Below are 14908 nucleotides of genomic sequence, written 5' to 3'. Positions count from 1 at the left end.
CGGCCGCCACCTGCTCGACGTGGCCGACGGGCCGGAAGGCCTGACCTGCGACGCCGCGAGGTGATCCGATGACCACTGTCAACGTGAACGAGGTCGAGCTGGGCATCGAGTCGTTCGGTGAGGAGGGGGCGCCACTCGTCCTGCTCGCGGGCGGGACGACGATGCTGTCCTGGCCCGACGCGCTGTGCGAGCGCCTCGCCGCCGGCGGCCGCCGTGTGGTGCGCTACGACCTGCGCGACAGCGGGACGTCGACGACGGCGGATCCGCAGGCTCCCGCCTACACCCTGCGCGACCTCGCCGCCGACGCGGCGGCCCTCGCCGGCGTCCTCGGCGGCGGGCCCGCGCACCTCGCGGGGATCGGCGTCGGCGGCATGGTCGCCCAGGTGGCCGTGCTCGACCACCCGGGCGCGTTCTCGGCGCTCACCCTGGCCGGCACCCGCGCGGTCGCCCCCGGGCCGCCCGACGACGACCTGCCCGACCACGACCAGGCGACGATGAGTCGGCTGTTCGCGCGCCCGATGCCCGACTGGACCGACCGCGAGGCGGTCGCTTCGTTCGCCGCGCGCGGTGCGGAGATCCTGGGAGACGATCCCGCCGCCGCGCGCGTGACCGCCGCACGCGTCTGGGACCGCACGCCGGGCACGTCAGCCGCCGTCCAGACGGCCAACCAGCTGGGCACGGTGTTCTCCCGGCTCGACTGCGCACCCCGCTGGCGCGAGAGCCTGCCCGGGATCGGGATCCCCACACTGGTCGTCCACGGCCGCCGGAACCGGTTCTTCCCCGTCGGCAACGGCGAGGCGATCGCACGCGAGATCCCCGGTGCACGGCTGCTCGTCCTCGAGGAGGCCGCCACCGCGATCCCCGACGCGGCGGCCGGCGAGGTCGCGGAGGCGATGCTCACCCTCGGAGAGAGGACCCCGCCCAGTTGGCGGGCGGTGTGGTGACCGCGGGACTCCCGCCGGCCGGGCGGGACTGACGTCCAGTGCGCAGCCGGAGAAGGTGGTGCTGGCCACGGACGAGGCCCTGGCGGGCGGGGACGGTGCGCCCGCGAAGGCCGCGGAGGCGACCGCCGTACAGGAGCGGGAGGCTGGTGTGCGGCTGGACTGAGACCAGCCATCTCGCGTACGCGGATGTGGGACAGGCCGAAGGCTCGCGGAAGGCCGCGGGGCGCCCGTCCACGGCACCGCGGTCGTGCGCTCAGTGGTGCCCGGCGGTGCGTTCGATGACGAGGAGGGCGGCGTCGTCCTGCGGCTCGTGGCCGACGTGGTCCACCAGATCACTGTGGAGGTGGCGCAGCAGGGCCTCGGGTCCGGAGGTGGGGACCAGGGCGGCGCGCTCGGTGAGCGGGTAGAAGGCTCCGGTGGGGGAGCGGGCTTCGACGAGGCCGTCGGTGTAGAGGAGCAAGGTGTCGCCGGCCTGGAAGACGAAGGGGTCGTCGCCGTGGCCGGCGGTCGTCAGGTCGGGCATGCCCAGAGGGGGCCGGGGGCGCCGTGCGTGCAGGAGCGTGACCTGGTGATCGTGCAGCAGCAGAGGCGGTGGATGGCCGCAGTTGATCATTTCGACCTGGGAGCCTTCGTCGGGGATGTCGAGCAGCAGGGCCGTGATGAAGTGCTCGCCCAGGTCGTGCTCGGTGTCGGCCATCTCCCGCAGGTTGCGGCAGACGCTCACCTCCAGTGCGGCGGCGAGTTCGGGCAGCGTGGCACAGCGGTGAGCGGCTTCCCGGAAGGAGCTCAGCAGCATCGACGCCTCACCGATGGCGGCCAGGCCCTTGCCCCGGACGTCCCCGATGATCACACGGCTGCCAGGGCGGTCGGTGCGCACGACCGCGAAGAGGTCGCCTCCGATGCGCGTCTCGTCCTCGGCCGCCAGATACAGCCAGGCCACGCGCAGCGGCCCGATCCGGCGGGGTGGCGGCCGCAGCAGGACCAACTGTGCCGTCTCGGCCACGGACCGTGCCCGGACCAGCTGCCGGTGACGCCGCTCCCGTAGCCGGCAGACGTAGACGACCAGGCCGGAGAGGACGATCAGCGCGGCGATCTGCGCGAGGTGGTTGGCTGTGGTCAGCCCGCCGTGCAGCACGGCGATCAGCACCTGAGCGGCCACGGCCAGGGCCCCCACACCCGCGGTCAGCCACGGCCCGGCCAGCGAGGAGGTGAGCGCCGGCGCGATGACCAGGAAGGGCCCCAGATGGACGTCCTGGGGGGTTCGCACGTCCAACACCGTGATCACGACGATCAGGGCCAGAGGGATCGCCACCAGCCTGCGGCCGTACGGCTCTTCCAGGAGACGGTCCACCGACACGCGGTCCACACGCATATCTACCGTTGTACCTCCGCCGCAGGGCTCCCGCCCGGGCGCGGCCGAGGCGCATGCGTGGGCACCGGCACCCCCGCATCGTCATCCGGCCGGGGTGCGGGGGTCGCCTTGCGGCGCGGTCGGCTGTTCCGGCTCCCGGCGCTGCTGCGCCTTGTCGCTGACGCGCAGCAGCAGGGCCACCATCAGCCAGTTGGCGACCATGGAGGAGCCGCCCTTGGCCAGGAAGGGCAGGGCCTTGCCGGTGAGGGGGATGAGGCCCAGGACACCGCCCGAGACGACGAACACCTGCAGCAGGAGGGCGCTGGAGAGACCGACGGCCAGGAGCTTGCCGAACGGGTCACGGGTCACCAGGGCGGTGCGCAGGCCCCGTTGGGCGAGCAGGCCGTAGAGGACCAGGACCGCCGTCACACCGGTGAGGCCCAGTTCCTCGCCGACGGTGGTGAGGATGAAGTCACTGTTGCCGGCGAAGCCGACCAGTTCGGGGTGGCCCTGGCCGAGGCCGGTTCCGGTGATGCCGCCGCTGCCGAAGCTGAACAGGGCCTGGGCCAACTGCTCGGACATGCCCGCGGCCTGCCCCTTGGGGGTGAGCGCCTCCATCGGGTGCAGCCAGGCCTCCACACGGCCGTGGACGTGGGGTTCCATCGAGCCGACGACCGTCGCGCCGACGGCGAACATCAGGACGCCGAAGATCACCCAGCTGGTCCGTTCGGTGGCCAGGTAGAGCATGATCACGAAGAGGCCGAAGAAGATCAGCGAGGTGCCGAGATCCCGCTCGAAGATGAGCACCAGCAGGCTGACGGCCCAGATGGTGACGATCGGGCCCATCTGCCGTCCGGGCGGCAGCCGAACGCCGAGCATCCGGCGGCCGGCGAGCGCGAGCGCGTCGCGGTTGACGGTGAGATAGCCGGCGAAGAACACCGTGATCATGATCTTCACGAACTCGCCGGGCTGCACCGACAGCGGGCCCAGCAGGATCCAGCGCTTGGCGCCGAACTGGTCGGAACCGAAGAAGGCCGGAGCCATCAGCAACACGAGGGCGACCGCCATCATGACGTACAGGTAACGCTGCAGCAGCCGGTAGTCGGGCAGCGCGACCAGGACGCCGACGCACACGGCGAGACCGATCGCCGTCCACATCAGCTGGCCGCTGCCCGCCTGCGCGATGCGCAGATAGCGCTTGGCCGCGTAGGTGATGTCGAGGCGGTGCAGAAGGACCAGGCCGAGGCCGGTGAGGAGCAGGGCGATCGGCAGGATCAGGGGGTCGGCGCGTGGCGCCCACCGGCGTACCGCGAGGTGCGGGACGATCGCCAGCAGGAGGACGGCAACGCTGAAGCCGGTGAATCCGGGCGGCAGCCGGTCCAGCATGGACAGGCCGACGTACGCGTAACCGCCCACGGTGATCCCCACGACGAGCGCCAGCAGCAACGCCTCCGTACGCCGTCGGTCGGGCGAGAGCGCGAAAGCCGCCATGGACATGGTTCGCTCGGCGTCCGAGTCGCCTGTCTCCGGCGCCGGCGGAGCGGTCTGTCTCAGGCTCCGCAACAAAAACCTCCAGCTCGGGGCACCACGAACCGGGAAAGGGCCTGAACCCGATGGTGGTGATGTGCGTCGGAAGACGACGGGCGATCCACTGTGGTTCCGTCGTGTGGGCGTCTCATCATACTCGTACATTTGCGCAATCAGGCAAATGTCGCGTGGCAGTTGTGCCCGCTGCCGCGAGCGCGGCGCCGGTTGCGGCAGCGCCCTCCTTTGTACCGGTGACCCGGGGCGCGCCACGGGCGATTCGTGCGGCCCCGGCGCTACTGTTCAGCAGTTGCGCAACAGTCCCGTCCCCGCGCTGTCGCTCGCCGCCCGCAAGCGCGCGGGCGTGACGCGGCGGCGCCGCACCAGAAGGGCCTTGGGTGTAAGTGATGACCACCCCTTTCCACGACCTGGCCGCTCCGCTCCTGGCGGGCGCGGGGCTCCGGATCGCCGTGTGCGTCGCCCTGGCGGGCATCGCGTTCACCGTCGTGTTCGTGCTCGGCGGCTTCCGCAGGTGAGGTGCCTGCCCGAGCGGCGGCCGGACGGTCTGCTGCGAGCCGGGGGTCGTTCGTCCTGGTGACTTTGGTGGACGAGTTCTGGTGGCTTTGGTGGACGAGGCGGCCCTCGGTCTTCTCGTCCAGGACTGGAGGGCGAACTCGCGACCGCCCCCGCAGGGGGATTGCTCAGTTGCGCACTTGGTAAAGTGTTTTCACTCGCCGTCCCGGAGAACCAGGAGTCTCCCTTGATCTCGCCCACCCTGCGGACCCGCCCTCTCGCCCGACTGGCGGCCGCGCCACTGCTGGCGGCGGTGGTGGCGCTCACGCTGCCGACCGCCCGCGCCTCGGCCGCGGATGCGACGCCCGCGGGAGGTACGCCCGCCGCCGTGGCGGCCGCCTTCCGCCAGGGACCCGTGTACGTCGACCCCCGGGTCGGCGGCGAGCTGCCGAAGACGGAGGCCGACAGACTCGCCGAGAAGATCAAGAAGGCGGACAAGCCCGTCTTCGTCGCCGTGCTGCCCGACGCGGCCGAATACCCGCGCGCCACCCTGCTGCGGGACCTGCGCTCCCTGACCGGCGTCGCGGGCGTGTACGCGGTCCGTCTCGGCACCGCGTTCAACGCGGGCGCCGATCACCAGGTCATGTCGAACAGCGCGGTCGACAACCTCAAGGGCGCGGTGAGGCGTTCGTACGCGGCCGACGCGACGGCGGAGGTGAACGCGTTCGTCGACCAGGCGCTCCAGCAGGCCAAGGGTCACGCCCCCGCATCCTGGGAGGCGTCCTCGGGCGGCGGCTCGACCGCGGGCCTGCTGGTCGCGGGACTGGTCGTGGCCGGGGTGGCAGGCGGCGGCCTTCTGCTGTACCGGCGCGTGCGCAAGCAGCGCGAGGCGCGAGAGCGGGCCGAACTGCGCGCGCTGCGCCTGGTGGTGGACGAGGACATCACGGCCTTCGGCGAGGAACTCGACCGCCTCGACTTCTCACCGACCGAGCCGGGCGCCACGGACGAGATGCGTGAGGACTACACCCGGGCCCTGGACGCCTACGACCGGGCCAAGCGGCAGATGGACGCGGCGACGCACCCGCAGGACGTGCGGCCGGTGACCGAGACGCTCGCCGACGGCCGGTTCGCGCTGGCGGTCCTCGCCGCCCGGCGCACCGGTGCGCCTCTGCCGCAGCGGCGCGTCCCGTGCTTCTTCGACCCCCGCCACGGGCCCTCGGTCAGCGATGTGAACTGGTCTCCGCCGGGCGGTGCGCCGCGCATGGTGCCCGCCTGCGCCGACGACGCGGCCATCATGAGCCATGGCGGCCAGCCGATGACTCGTATGGTGCACACCGACCAGGGCGCCCAGCCGTACTGGAGCGCCGGCCCGGCCTACGCACCCTGGGCGGGCGGCTACTTCGGCGTCTCGGCAGGTGTGGTGGGCGGTCTGCTCGCGGGCACTCTGCTGGGCGGCCTGCTCAGCGGGCCGGCTTTCGCCGACGCCGGTGACGTCGTCCCGGACGCCGGGGGCCGGCCGGAGGGCGGCGAATTCTCCGGTGCGGACTTCAGCCCCTCCGACTTCGAGGGCGGCTTCGGTGACGTCGGAGCCGACGGCGGGGGCGGTTTCGGCGGCGACTGGTGACCTGACACCGGGCGGCACCGGCCGACGCGCGGGGGTCAGGAACCCCCGAGGTGCCGAGGGCCGCTCGGGTCGGCTGGTGCGGGCAGCCGCGCCTGGAATCGTGGCGCACGCGGTTGTCGTGGTACTGCCGCCTGGCTGACGCCGCGGCACCGGGTGCTGCAGGGTCAGGGTCAGGGGCTGGCGATGTCGAAGCCGTAACGCAGCGGCTCCCTGTTAACGCCGTAGTCCCGCCGGTAGATGTAGACGCCTTCCGCGCGCGCACCCGGGGGCGCGGCCTCGATCGGGCAGGGGCAGGACACCTGGATCACTCGCGGCCGGTCGGACACCTTCATCCGCCATCCGTCCGCGGGCCCTCCTTCGAGCACCGCCGTCTCCCAGCCCATCGCGTCAGCCATCAGCGCACTCCATGGCAACAGTTTAGCGGTTGCGCAAGTGTGGCGAGGAAGGGGTGACGGGGACGGCCGCGAAGATCAGCGCACCGCTGACGGCGTGCGAATGGCCCATCATGTCGAGGTCGTCGTTCTCCCTGGTTCGGCACCGTCGAAGTGGTGTTACGGGAGGACAGGGGTGTGGCGGATCGCCGGCAAGACGTTCATCCGCCACGACACGGACCGACGCCGGAGCGGAAGCCCGAGCGGGCGGCCGGCGTGACCGCCCGCTTCTGCCCCGCCGTCACACGGTGCTCTCGTTCCTCCGGCCTGCGGGCCGTGTGGAGTTGGTCCGGCAGGAACACGGCAGCGAGGACAATAAGCCCCGCTGGCCGAGTTCAAGCCGACGGCCGGCTCAGCCGCCGCAGGACGTGTTGTTGTTCCTGAGGGAGTGCGTGGTGTCGTTGAGTTGGTAGGAACGCAGGTCGTGGATGGATCCTCCGTTGCGTCCGACACACACGCGACGTCCGTGGTAGTTGTCCTTCTGGTAGACCCGTGCGGTCTTGCTCGAGTTGTTGATCACCGAACTGCCGTCGCTGCGGATGTAGTCCGGGAGGTGCTTCACGCTCCCGTCCGAGGCGCGCTTGACGTACGGCTGTCCACGGAAGTTGATGCCGGGGTAGATGCAGACGAACCCTCGGGGACAGGCGATGGCCGCGTGAACCGAGGTTCCTGCCTGCGAGGTGGCCGAAGCGGCGTCCGCGGTGACGGGCGCCGCGAGAAGCACCGCGGACCCGAAGGCCAGTACGGAGACAACCTTGCTCTTGAGGTGCATTCGTTCCCCCTACGTCGTGGATTCACCAGACGCGCGCGCCCCGGGAACGCCGATGCTGAGGAGCATCGGGCGTCGTCCAAGGACCGTCGCGCTCAATGTCGACGGTGCCAGCGTCCAGGGCACCAGGTCGTCAACCTGGGAGCGTAAGGAACGTAAACCTGGGCGGTACGGCGGCCGTTGGTGACTTCTCGCGTGGGACTGTCAGTGGCGCAGCGGCGGAAGGGCGGCCCTCACCCGCGCCACTCGCCTTCCGCGCGCCACGCCGGCGCCGGCGGCCGGCACTGTCAGGGCTCTTCCAATCCGGCCCTGACCGCGGTTCTGCGAAAGCGCCGGTAAGGTCGTCTGCTCATGGACGCGAGTGCAGAGCCCGAGATGATCGCGGTTCCGGCCGGGCAGGTCACACTGTCGGACCGGCGGACGCAACGGAGTTGGGCGGTCGAACTGGACCCCTACCAGCTTGCGGCCCACCCCATCACCCAGACGCTGTACGCGCACGTAACCGGCGAGCGTCCAAGTACCGCGCACGGGGACCGTCTGCCCGTCGAGGGCGTCTCCTGGTGGGACGCGGTCCGATTCTGCAACGCCTTGTCGCAGCGCGAGGGGTTCACACCCGCCTATCGGCGGGTCGGCGGCGAGGACATCGAACGCGACATGGCGGCCGACGGGTACCGGCTGCCGACCGAAGCGGAGTGGGAGCATGCCTGCAGGGCAGGCACGGCGGGGCCGCGCTACGGCTTACTCGACGAGATCGCCTGGCATCGCGGCAACTCGGCGGAGACCACCCACGAGGTGGGAGGCAAGCGCCCCAACCTCTGGGGCTTCCATGACATGCTCGGCAACGTGTGGGAGTGGTGCTGGGACCTCTACGACGCCGAGGTGTACGGCACCTACCGGGTTCTGCGAGGCGGCGGCTGGTTCGACGAGCACTGGAGCTGCCGGGCGTCCGTAAGGCGGCGCAGTCACCCCACGTTCCGGGTCGACGACGTGGGATTCCGCATCGCGCGTTCCGTGACGCGCTGATCCCCGCGCCACCTGGCGCCCGGTCGCGATCCGCTGTCGCGCGACTGGCCCGGCAACCGTGAGGGCGCCCCCAGCCCCGGTCGCTTCCACCAGCGCACCGCAAGTCGGCGATGCCGCGGGGAGACCGGAATGGTTGCGAGAACGACAACTGCGTGAAGGAATACCCTGATCTCCTTCATGATTCGGTCACGCATTACGCGAACTCCGCTGCCGGTAAACTGCGGCGGCACGCGATCACGCCACTCCATTCCGTCCGGAAAATTGCCACGGCATGCGAACAAGCGGGTAAGTGCCGGCATAGGCAGCCATATTCGGGACATCGCGGACGCCGGTGTAACGCTGCGACGTATGCGGAACGCAGGAGTAGTGAGAAGCGGGGTACCGGCCGGCCGAATCCGGTGCCCTGGCGTCAGCATGCAGACACGCCACTACGTCAGATCGGATATCCCTGTGAGAAACATCGACCCGGTTCCCGGATACCAGGCATACGAAGAGCCGCGGACCCCGGACCGCTCTCCGCAGCGTCAGCGTCAGGCCACCGCACGGCGCACGGCCATCGCCATCTGCACGATCGCCGACATCGCGGCGGGTCTGCTGGGTCTGTGGATCCTGCTGTTCCTGCTCGACGCGAACCGCGCGAATGTGTTCGTCGAATTCGTGCGGGGCGCGGCGGGCCGGCTGTCCTGGTGGGCACAGGACATTTTCACGATGGACACGGAGGGGCTGCGCGTCGTCCTCAATTACGGTCTCCCGGCCGTCATCTACTTGCTGATCGGTCACGGGATCGCTGCCCGGCTCAACCGAGCCTGACAGCGGACCGACCTGATTGTTGATCGCCATGAAAGCAGGCCGACCATGACACACAGCTCTACTGGAAAAGACCACAATCCGATCTACGAGGACCTGATACGCGAACGGGGTGACGTCGTCGCGGAAGCTCGGCGTGCCGCACAACACACGCAGCATCAGGCGACGGAATTGCTGAGGGGGCGGGATGCGGGTCGGCAAGCCCGTCATGGGGACGACGGCACACGAGCAGCCGTGGCCGGTCAGCCGGAGTGGCGCGGGTCGCAGCCGTAAGGGGTGCCGCAGCGGGCCGACGGCCCCGACGATGACGAACCCCGCACCGGCCACAACGGCTCACCGGGACACCGCGGCCTCCGCGGCCCGCCTCAGCCGAAGCCGCCGACGAGGACCAAGGCCTCGTCAGTGCAGGCCCGCGCGGTGTCTCAGCTGACCATGCCTGCACCCGGCCGTTCGGGGTAGAACGAGTCCCGGAAGTTCGCGGGCCGCGTGCCGGCCTGCGAGCCACGATCCCGGCCGATCGGAAAGCACAGGAGGCAGAGCGCATGAGTCCGCGCGACGAATTCCACGTCCTGCTGCGCCGCATCGGCCGGTGGTGGGCGGTCGACATTCCCAGCCTCGACCTTCACACCCAGTGCCGCACGCTGGAAGGTGCGGAGGACCTGGCCCGCGGAATGGTCGCCGAAGCCCTCGGGGTTCCCGCGGAGGTGATTGCCACGAAGATGGTGGTGCCCGAACTCGCGCCGGTGCTCGGTCCGGTGGCCGAAGCGCGGCAGCGTCGGGCGGCCGCGGTCGCCGCCGAGGACGAGGCGATCGCCGCCGCTGTTCACGAACTCGTGGGCAAGCTGCACGTCAGCCAAGGCGATGCCGCGCGTCTGCTGGGCCTGCCCACGAGCGAGGTGGCCCACTTCACGCCGGAACGCGGCTCGGCGCTCACCGACACACGGAGGGACGCAGGGCCGCGTCCCTCCGGGCCCGCGCCCGGTCCGCCGCGCCCGGCCGTCGCTGTGCCCGCTTCCGGTTCGCGCCCCGGCCTGCCACTGCGGCAGCGGCAGACGTCCTCGCCGGCCCGACCCGCCTGAGCGACGTCGGACGACGGCACCGCACGCCGAGGCTGAGACGGCTTCGCAGGCCAAGGCTCGGCACCAGTGACCTGGCCGCCGGCACGCCGAAGGCATCGGGCGGCGCCGGCAGCGTGACCGTCATCCCGGGCAGCCCCGGGGGACCTGCGGCCGCCGAGCACGTGACGTTGACCCAGGACAGCCCCGGTGTGCCAGGCTCCTCCGCGCCCGGGAACCACTTCGGCGCCGCCACCGCATGGGGTGACGTCAACGGTGACGGTTACGCCGACCTCGCGATCGGCGCACCCGGCCAGGACGACGCCGGCCGCACCGACCGCGGCTCGGTGACCGTGCTGTACGGGCCCCGTCCGATCTTTCGGAATCAACCGCCGCCGCGCCACCCGGGACACCGCCCAGCCGGACACGGCACCGCCCCGATCAGTCGGCCAGTACGACCGCTGCGGTGATCCGCTTGCCCGGCGGCTCGCGGTGAACGGTGAAACTGGCGCAGACCGCCATCACGATCTCCAGGCCGTGCCGCCCCACCCGGCACGGGTCGGGCGCCGAGACCGCCGGCAACGTCGTGCTGCTGTCCCACACGCTGATCCGCACGGTGGCGTCTTCGATCTCCAGCGCCAGCAGGCACGGCCCGGGCGCGTATTTACGGGCGTTGGTCACCAGTTCGCTGACCACAAGCTGCACCGTGCCCTTCGCGCGCTCCGACACGTGCAGCCCGTGGCCGGCCTGCACGTCGGTCAGGAAGGAGCGGGCCAGTTCCCGGGCGTCGGCGATCCCACCGCTGCCCTCGAACGCCGCGGACACGGAAACGATCCCACCGGCCGGTGACATCGAGTCGCCATCCTCCGCCGCTTGATCCATACGGCCCGCCCTGCTCTCCACACCGCCATGACGCCACCGGCCGCGTATACCCGCAAAACGCCATGCGACGCGGCAAGAGCCCATCACGCACCCGTTCAGCGCGGAACACCGCGCCCGGCAGTCGTGGGGGCCCATGCCCAGCGGACGGCGGATGGGCATGGGCCCGGTTCAGGAGACGGCGGACGTCAGGTACGTCAGGTACACGCCTCCCTCGCAGTCGGGCATCTTCCGCAGGGTCCAGCGGCCCCGGACGGTCGTGGAGGAGAAGTCCGACTCGGCGTCGTCCTCCTCCACTTCGCCCTCCTCAGGGAGGTAGCCGGCCTTGGGGAGCTCCCTGTGCAGCAACGCCAGGGTGGTGTCGAAGCCGCCCCGCACGACGGTGGCGACGACGAGCCGGCCCCCGGTGCGGTGCTCCACCGAGGTCACGACCGCGCCGTCGGGCACCGGCAGGTTCTCCGGGAAGTCCTCGGGGAGCGGCAGTGAGGCGGTGGTGGGACATCCGCCGGGCGTGGCACCCGCTGCGTTCTGGGCCGGCGAATCGGTTGCCCGCGTCGCCGCGTACGGCGTCGTCCCCGGCGGCTCGGGGCGCTTGTGCGCCGCCGAGCATCCGGTGACCGTGGCCAGGCCGACGGCCGCCCCGGCCAGTACGGCAGCCCATGGCGAAGGCTTCATTCAGTGGCTTCCTCAGGGCTTCTTGTGCTTGCCGCGGACCACGGCGTCGTACGCGCCGTAGAGCGTGTTGCCCGAGGTCTGGCGGGCGATGGAGGCCAGGGCGTCGTAGTTCTGGGCGCCTCCGGCCGCGCAGGTGCCGGTGCAGCCGTCGGCGTAGGCGGCGAGCACGCGGCCCTGGGCGTCGGTGGTGACGTCGATGAAGTCCAGGAGGTTGCGGTCCTTGCCGCATGTGGTGCCGCCCGTGCAGATCGACCCCTTCTGAACCGGGTCCGTCGGGGTGGCGTCGGCGGTGACCCAGGACTGGCCGCCGTCGTAGGTGGTGGCCACGTACAGGTGCCAGACGCCCGTGAAACCGGCCGCGTCCTGGTAGTCGCCGCCGGTGGTGGTGCCGAGGAAGGCGAAGGCGGCGCGGTTGTCGTCACCCGCGGTCACGGCCGGGAAGACGATGTTCTTGATGCCGAGGGCCGCGCCGACGTTCTGGTCGTACAGCCATGTCCTGCCCTTGTCGTGGCTGACGGCGATACGCGCGGTGCCGTCGCTGTTCTGGTAGCCCATGTAGACGGTTCCGCCCGACCCGATCCCCACGCTCGGGTCCGAGTCACCGGGGGTGCTGGAGGGGTTCTTGCGGACGGTCCACGTGAGCCCGTTGTCCTCGGAGACGGCCACGGCCTGATTGCCACCGCAGCCCTTGTTGGGCACGTACACCGTGCCGTCCGGGGCGACCTTCACGTGCCCGTGCAGGCCGCCGCAGTCCAGCAGCGAGTACATCGGCACGGCGGGCCCGTACGTCAGACCGCCGTCCCGGCTGACCGCGCAGGACGCGTCGGCGATGTCCTGGGAGCAGTAGTAGACCGAGTCCGGGTACGACGTGACGGCACCCGGAGCGCCTGCGGCGAAGGGGCCGCCACCGATGGTCTGGTGGTCCACACCGGAGTTGACGCCCGAGCCGCCCGTCGGCGTCCACGTCTCTCCGTCGTCGTCGGTGTAGCAGGTCAGGGCGGTCTTCCCGGCGAGCTGCGACTCGAAGGTGCGGTGGGTGACCGGGTCGGTGAACAGGATCGGGTCGAGGCTGGTGGTGCTTCCCTGGGGACAGCCGTTGGCCGCGCTCGCACTCCTGTCCTGCCAGGTGGCGGCACCGGCACTGTCGTAGGTGACCTTGAGCGTCGAGGTGTACGCCTGGAACATCGCCGCGCCGCTCCCACGGTCGACGCCGATCGAGGGCTCACCGGCGTTGTGCGCATCCGCGATGTTGTCGGGGGCCGAGGAGTTCGCGTACGTCGGTGGTGTGGCCGTGCTCGGCGGCGGATCGGCCGGGACGGTGACCAGGCTCGCGGTGCCGGTGAAGCTGTCACCGAGGGGCGCGTAGGGCACCACGCGCACGGTGTACGACGCCGACACCGCCGGAAGCAGCACGGTCTCGGGGTCGCTGGAAGAGACCGAGGCGGCCACCTCCCGGCCGCCCGCGTCGAGGACGTACAGGTCGAAGTCGGCGGCGGAGTCGGGCCATTTGACGTCGATGCGCAGGCTGTGACCGGCGTCGTAGCCCGCGGGCACCGACACCTTCAGGGCGTAGTCGTCGCAGGGCTGGGCGTTCCCGCAGCTCACCGTCCCGGTGGTGCCGGAGACGTTCGGGACGGCGAAGGGACCGGCGCTCCACGTGGTCGTGGGTGCGGTGTCGCTGACCGAGCCGGAGGGCGGGGTGGCGGCGTCGGCGGCCGCGGTCGGCAGGGTCCCGGCGACGAGCGCCAGCAACCCGACGGCGAGACGCCCCCGCCGGCGCGGATGGTGGTGAGGACGTGGTGCGGAGAGGAGAGCCACAGGCACCTCTTGGGTTCGCGAGTCGGACGACGGGTGGTCATGTGCGGCGGTACGGGTGATGCCTTCGTCTGCTCTACGGCGAGCCAGGCGGCGTCCGTCGCGGGCGGCCGAACTCTTTTCGAGACGGGCCGGACGGCTGCTGAGGGGGCAGCGGGACGAGAAGGTGCCCCCGCGCGACCGCGCGAGGGCACCTGCGGAGGGCCTGGTCAGAGGGCGTCGACGCCGCTCACCTTCCAGCCGTCGGAGGTCCGGGTCAGCGTCATGCGCACCCGGTTCAGGTCCAGCCGGGGCGCCTGGACCTGAGTGCTCTGGGTGACCTGGTTGACGAAGAGCAGGACGACGGCCCGGTCCGGTGTGGTGGACACGACGGAGACCGCCGGGGCGCCGCCGTCGGAGGGTGTGGCCACGGTCGCCTTCACCACGCCGTGGTACTTGGCCGCGGTCGGTGCGACCACCGCGCTCGTGGTCTTGCCGTACTGGTCGCGGAAGTGCCCGGTCAGCAGAGCGCGGGCGCGGGAGAAGTCCCGGTCCAGGTGCCGGTAGTCGTACGACAGCACGACCGGCGCCGCCTTCAGGGCGGCCGCGACGGCCTCGCCGCGGGCCTGCTCGGCCTGCCGTCCCTGCCGGTACTGCCACCCGAGTACGGCGGCCGCGACCAGGGCCGCGACGAGGAGGACGCCCAGCACCGCGGTGAGCACGGCACGCCCGGCCTTGCGCGGGGGCGCGCCGTCCTCCGGCTCTTCCTCGAACGGCTCGCGTATTTCGGGCTCGGGCGGGTCCTCCCAGCCGTTCGCCGGCGGATCGACGAGCAGGGTGCGCCCGGCGGGAGCCTGCTCTTCCTGGCGGGAACCGCGTTCGGGGTGCGCGGGCCGCCCGGCGCGCTTGGCTGCCGCTCGAGCGGCCGCGGTCATCGTGCGGCGGGCAGGGGAGCTGGTGCCGCGGGCAGGGGAGCTGGTGCCGCGGGTGCGGGAGGGAGGGTTCGCCACGGTGTCTCTTCTCATCGATGGCCTCACGGGTGGGTCAGCCCACGAACGTGACGTCGGAGGTCAGCCAGCGGCCGGCCACGCGCTGGAGGTCGAGCTGCAGCCGGTAGGTGCGTGCCTGGCCCTCGGGCACGGCGGTGTTGGTCACCTTGCTGTCGGCCACGACCAGGACCCGGGCCGAGCGCGCGTCGGACCGCACGATGCCCGCTTCCAGGACCTGCCCCTCGGACACCGACTTGTTCCGCGCGACCAGCTTCGTCAGTTGTGCGGTCTGCGCGGCGAACTCCTTCTTGAACTCGCCGGTGGCGTCCTTCAGCACGTTGCCGCTGTCCCGGCCGTAGTGCCGGTAGTCGAGCGAGGTGAAGCTCAGCGCCGACTGGCGGGCCGCCGCCAGGATGTCCTGACGGCGCTGCTCCGCCACGCGCTGGTCGGACAGCTTCAGGCCCACCCAGACGCACGGCACGGTCGTCAGCACGGTCGCGGCGGCGAGCCCCGCCGACAGCAGTCTCATC

At 71.4% G+C, this 14908-nt stretch carries 16 protein-coding genes; 7 read left to right on the top strand and 9 right to left on the bottom strand.

Annotated features, from left to right (window positions below):
• The first annotated feature begins 68 nt into the window (after window positions 1–68).
• Window positions 69–944 carry an alpha/beta fold hydrolase gene (locus IE217_RS08410; protein ID WP_190177116.1) on the top strand — a complete coding sequence of 292 codons (876 nt, stop codon included), beginning with the start codon at window positions 69–71 and terminating at the stop codon, window positions 942–944.
• 253 nt (window positions 945–1197) lie between these two features.
• Here the strand turns inward: IE217_RS08410 and IE217_RS08405 are convergent, their stop codons facing one another.
• Complete coding sequence (locus IE217_RS08405; RefSeq protein WP_190177115.1) at window positions 1198–2316, bottom strand: PP2C family protein-serine/threonine phosphatase; 1119 nt, start codon at window positions 2314–2316, stop codon at window positions 1198–1200.
• A gap of 81 nt (window positions 2317–2397) precedes the next feature.
• On the bottom strand, window positions 2398–3792 hold the full coding sequence (locus IE217_RS08400) for an FtsW/RodA/SpoVE family cell cycle protein (RefSeq protein ID WP_190177114.1): 1395 nt from the start codon (window positions 3790–3792) through the stop codon (window positions 2398–2400).
• A gap of 434 nt (window positions 3793–4226) precedes the next feature.
• Between IE217_RS08400 and IE217_RS35075 the strand changes: the two genes are divergently transcribed.
• Entirely contained in the window at window positions 4227–4355 is a 129-nt protein-coding gene (locus tag IE217_RS35075) for a hypothetical protein (RefSeq protein WP_268249135.1), read from the top strand.
• Between the two features lie 224 nt (window positions 4356–4579).
• Complete coding sequence (locus IE217_RS08395) at window positions 4580–5956, top strand: hypothetical protein (RefSeq protein ID WP_229865119.1); 1377 nt, start codon at window positions 4580–4582, stop codon at window positions 5954–5956.
• A gap of 170 nt (window positions 5957–6126) precedes the next feature.
• On the opposite strand, the gene IE217_RS08390 is transcribed toward IE217_RS08395, so the two are convergent.
• Window positions 6127–6351 carry a hypothetical protein gene (locus IE217_RS08390; RefSeq protein ID WP_190177113.1) on the bottom strand — a complete coding sequence of 75 codons (225 nt, stop codon included), beginning with the start codon at window positions 6349–6351 and terminating at the stop codon, window positions 6127–6129.
• A 388-nt stretch (window positions 6352–6739) separates the two neighbouring features.
• Window positions 6740–7159: a peptidase inhibitor family I36 protein gene (locus IE217_RS08385; protein ID WP_190177112.1), complete on the bottom strand. Its 420-nt coding sequence runs from the start codon at window positions 7157–7159 to the stop codon at window positions 6740–6742.
• 348 nt (window positions 7160–7507) lie between these two features.
• Between IE217_RS08385 and IE217_RS08380 the strand changes: the two genes are divergently transcribed.
• The 4 genes from IE217_RS08380 (at window position 7508) to IE217_RS34545 (ending at window position 10511) form a co-directional block, all read left to right on the top strand.
• Entirely contained in the window at window positions 7508–8179 is a 672-nt protein-coding gene (locus tag IE217_RS08380; RefSeq protein ID WP_190177111.1) for a formylglycine-generating enzyme family protein, read from the top strand.
• A 450-nt stretch (window positions 8180–8629) separates the two neighbouring features.
• Window positions 8630–8989, top strand: coding sequence for a hypothetical protein (locus IE217_RS08375; protein ID WP_190177110.1), 360 nt, complete (start codon window positions 8630–8632; stop codon window positions 8987–8989).
• A gap of 539 nt (window positions 8990–9528) precedes the next feature.
• On the top strand, window positions 9529–10065 hold the full coding sequence (locus IE217_RS34550; protein ID WP_229865118.1) for a hypothetical protein: 537 nt from the start codon (window positions 9529–9531) through the stop codon (window positions 10063–10065).
• A 113-nt stretch (window positions 10066–10178) separates the two neighbouring features.
• Window positions 10179–10511 (top strand): FG-GAP repeat protein, encoded by a 333-nt coding sequence (locus IE217_RS34545; protein WP_308432699.1) that lies wholly within the window; start codon window positions 10179–10181, stop codon window positions 10509–10511.
• Here the strand turns inward: IE217_RS34545 and IE217_RS08365 are convergent.
• From IE217_RS08365 to IE217_RS08345, 5 genes are all read right to left on the bottom strand, one after another.
• Window positions 10483–10923, bottom strand: a complete 441-nt coding sequence (locus IE217_RS08365) for an ATP-binding protein (RefSeq protein WP_190177409.1) — start codon at window positions 10921–10923, stop codon at window positions 10483–10485. The genes IE217_RS34545 and IE217_RS08365 overlap by 29 nt on opposite strands.
• Before the next feature lie 168 nt (window positions 10924–11091).
• Window positions 11092–11595, bottom strand: a complete 504-nt coding sequence (locus IE217_RS08360; protein WP_190177109.1) for a hypothetical protein — start codon at window positions 11593–11595, stop codon at window positions 11092–11094.
• A gap of 12 nt (window positions 11596–11607) precedes the next feature.
• Complete coding sequence (locus IE217_RS08355; RefSeq protein WP_190177108.1) at window positions 11608–13413, bottom strand: sialidase family protein; 1806 nt, start codon at window positions 13411–13413, stop codon at window positions 11608–11610.
• A 206-nt stretch (window positions 13414–13619) separates the two neighbouring features.
• Window positions 13620–14414: an Rv1363c family protein gene (locus IE217_RS08350; RefSeq protein ID WP_373297972.1), complete on the bottom strand. Its 795-nt coding sequence runs from the start codon at window positions 14412–14414 to the stop codon at window positions 13620–13622.
• Between the two features lie 19 nt (window positions 14415–14433).
• Window positions 14434–14907, bottom strand: a complete 474-nt coding sequence (locus IE217_RS08345; RefSeq protein ID WP_229865116.1) for an Rv1363c family protein — start codon at window positions 14905–14907, stop codon at window positions 14434–14436.
• Window position 14908 lies beyond the last annotated feature (1 nt).

It is taken from the genome of Streptomyces naganishii JCM 4654 (assembly GCF_014650575.1).
Classification (GTDB): Bacteria; Actinomycetota; Actinomycetes; order Streptomycetales; family Streptomycetaceae; genus Streptomyces; species Streptomyces naganishii.
This window is presented reverse-complemented; position numbering and strand designations above follow the sequence as displayed.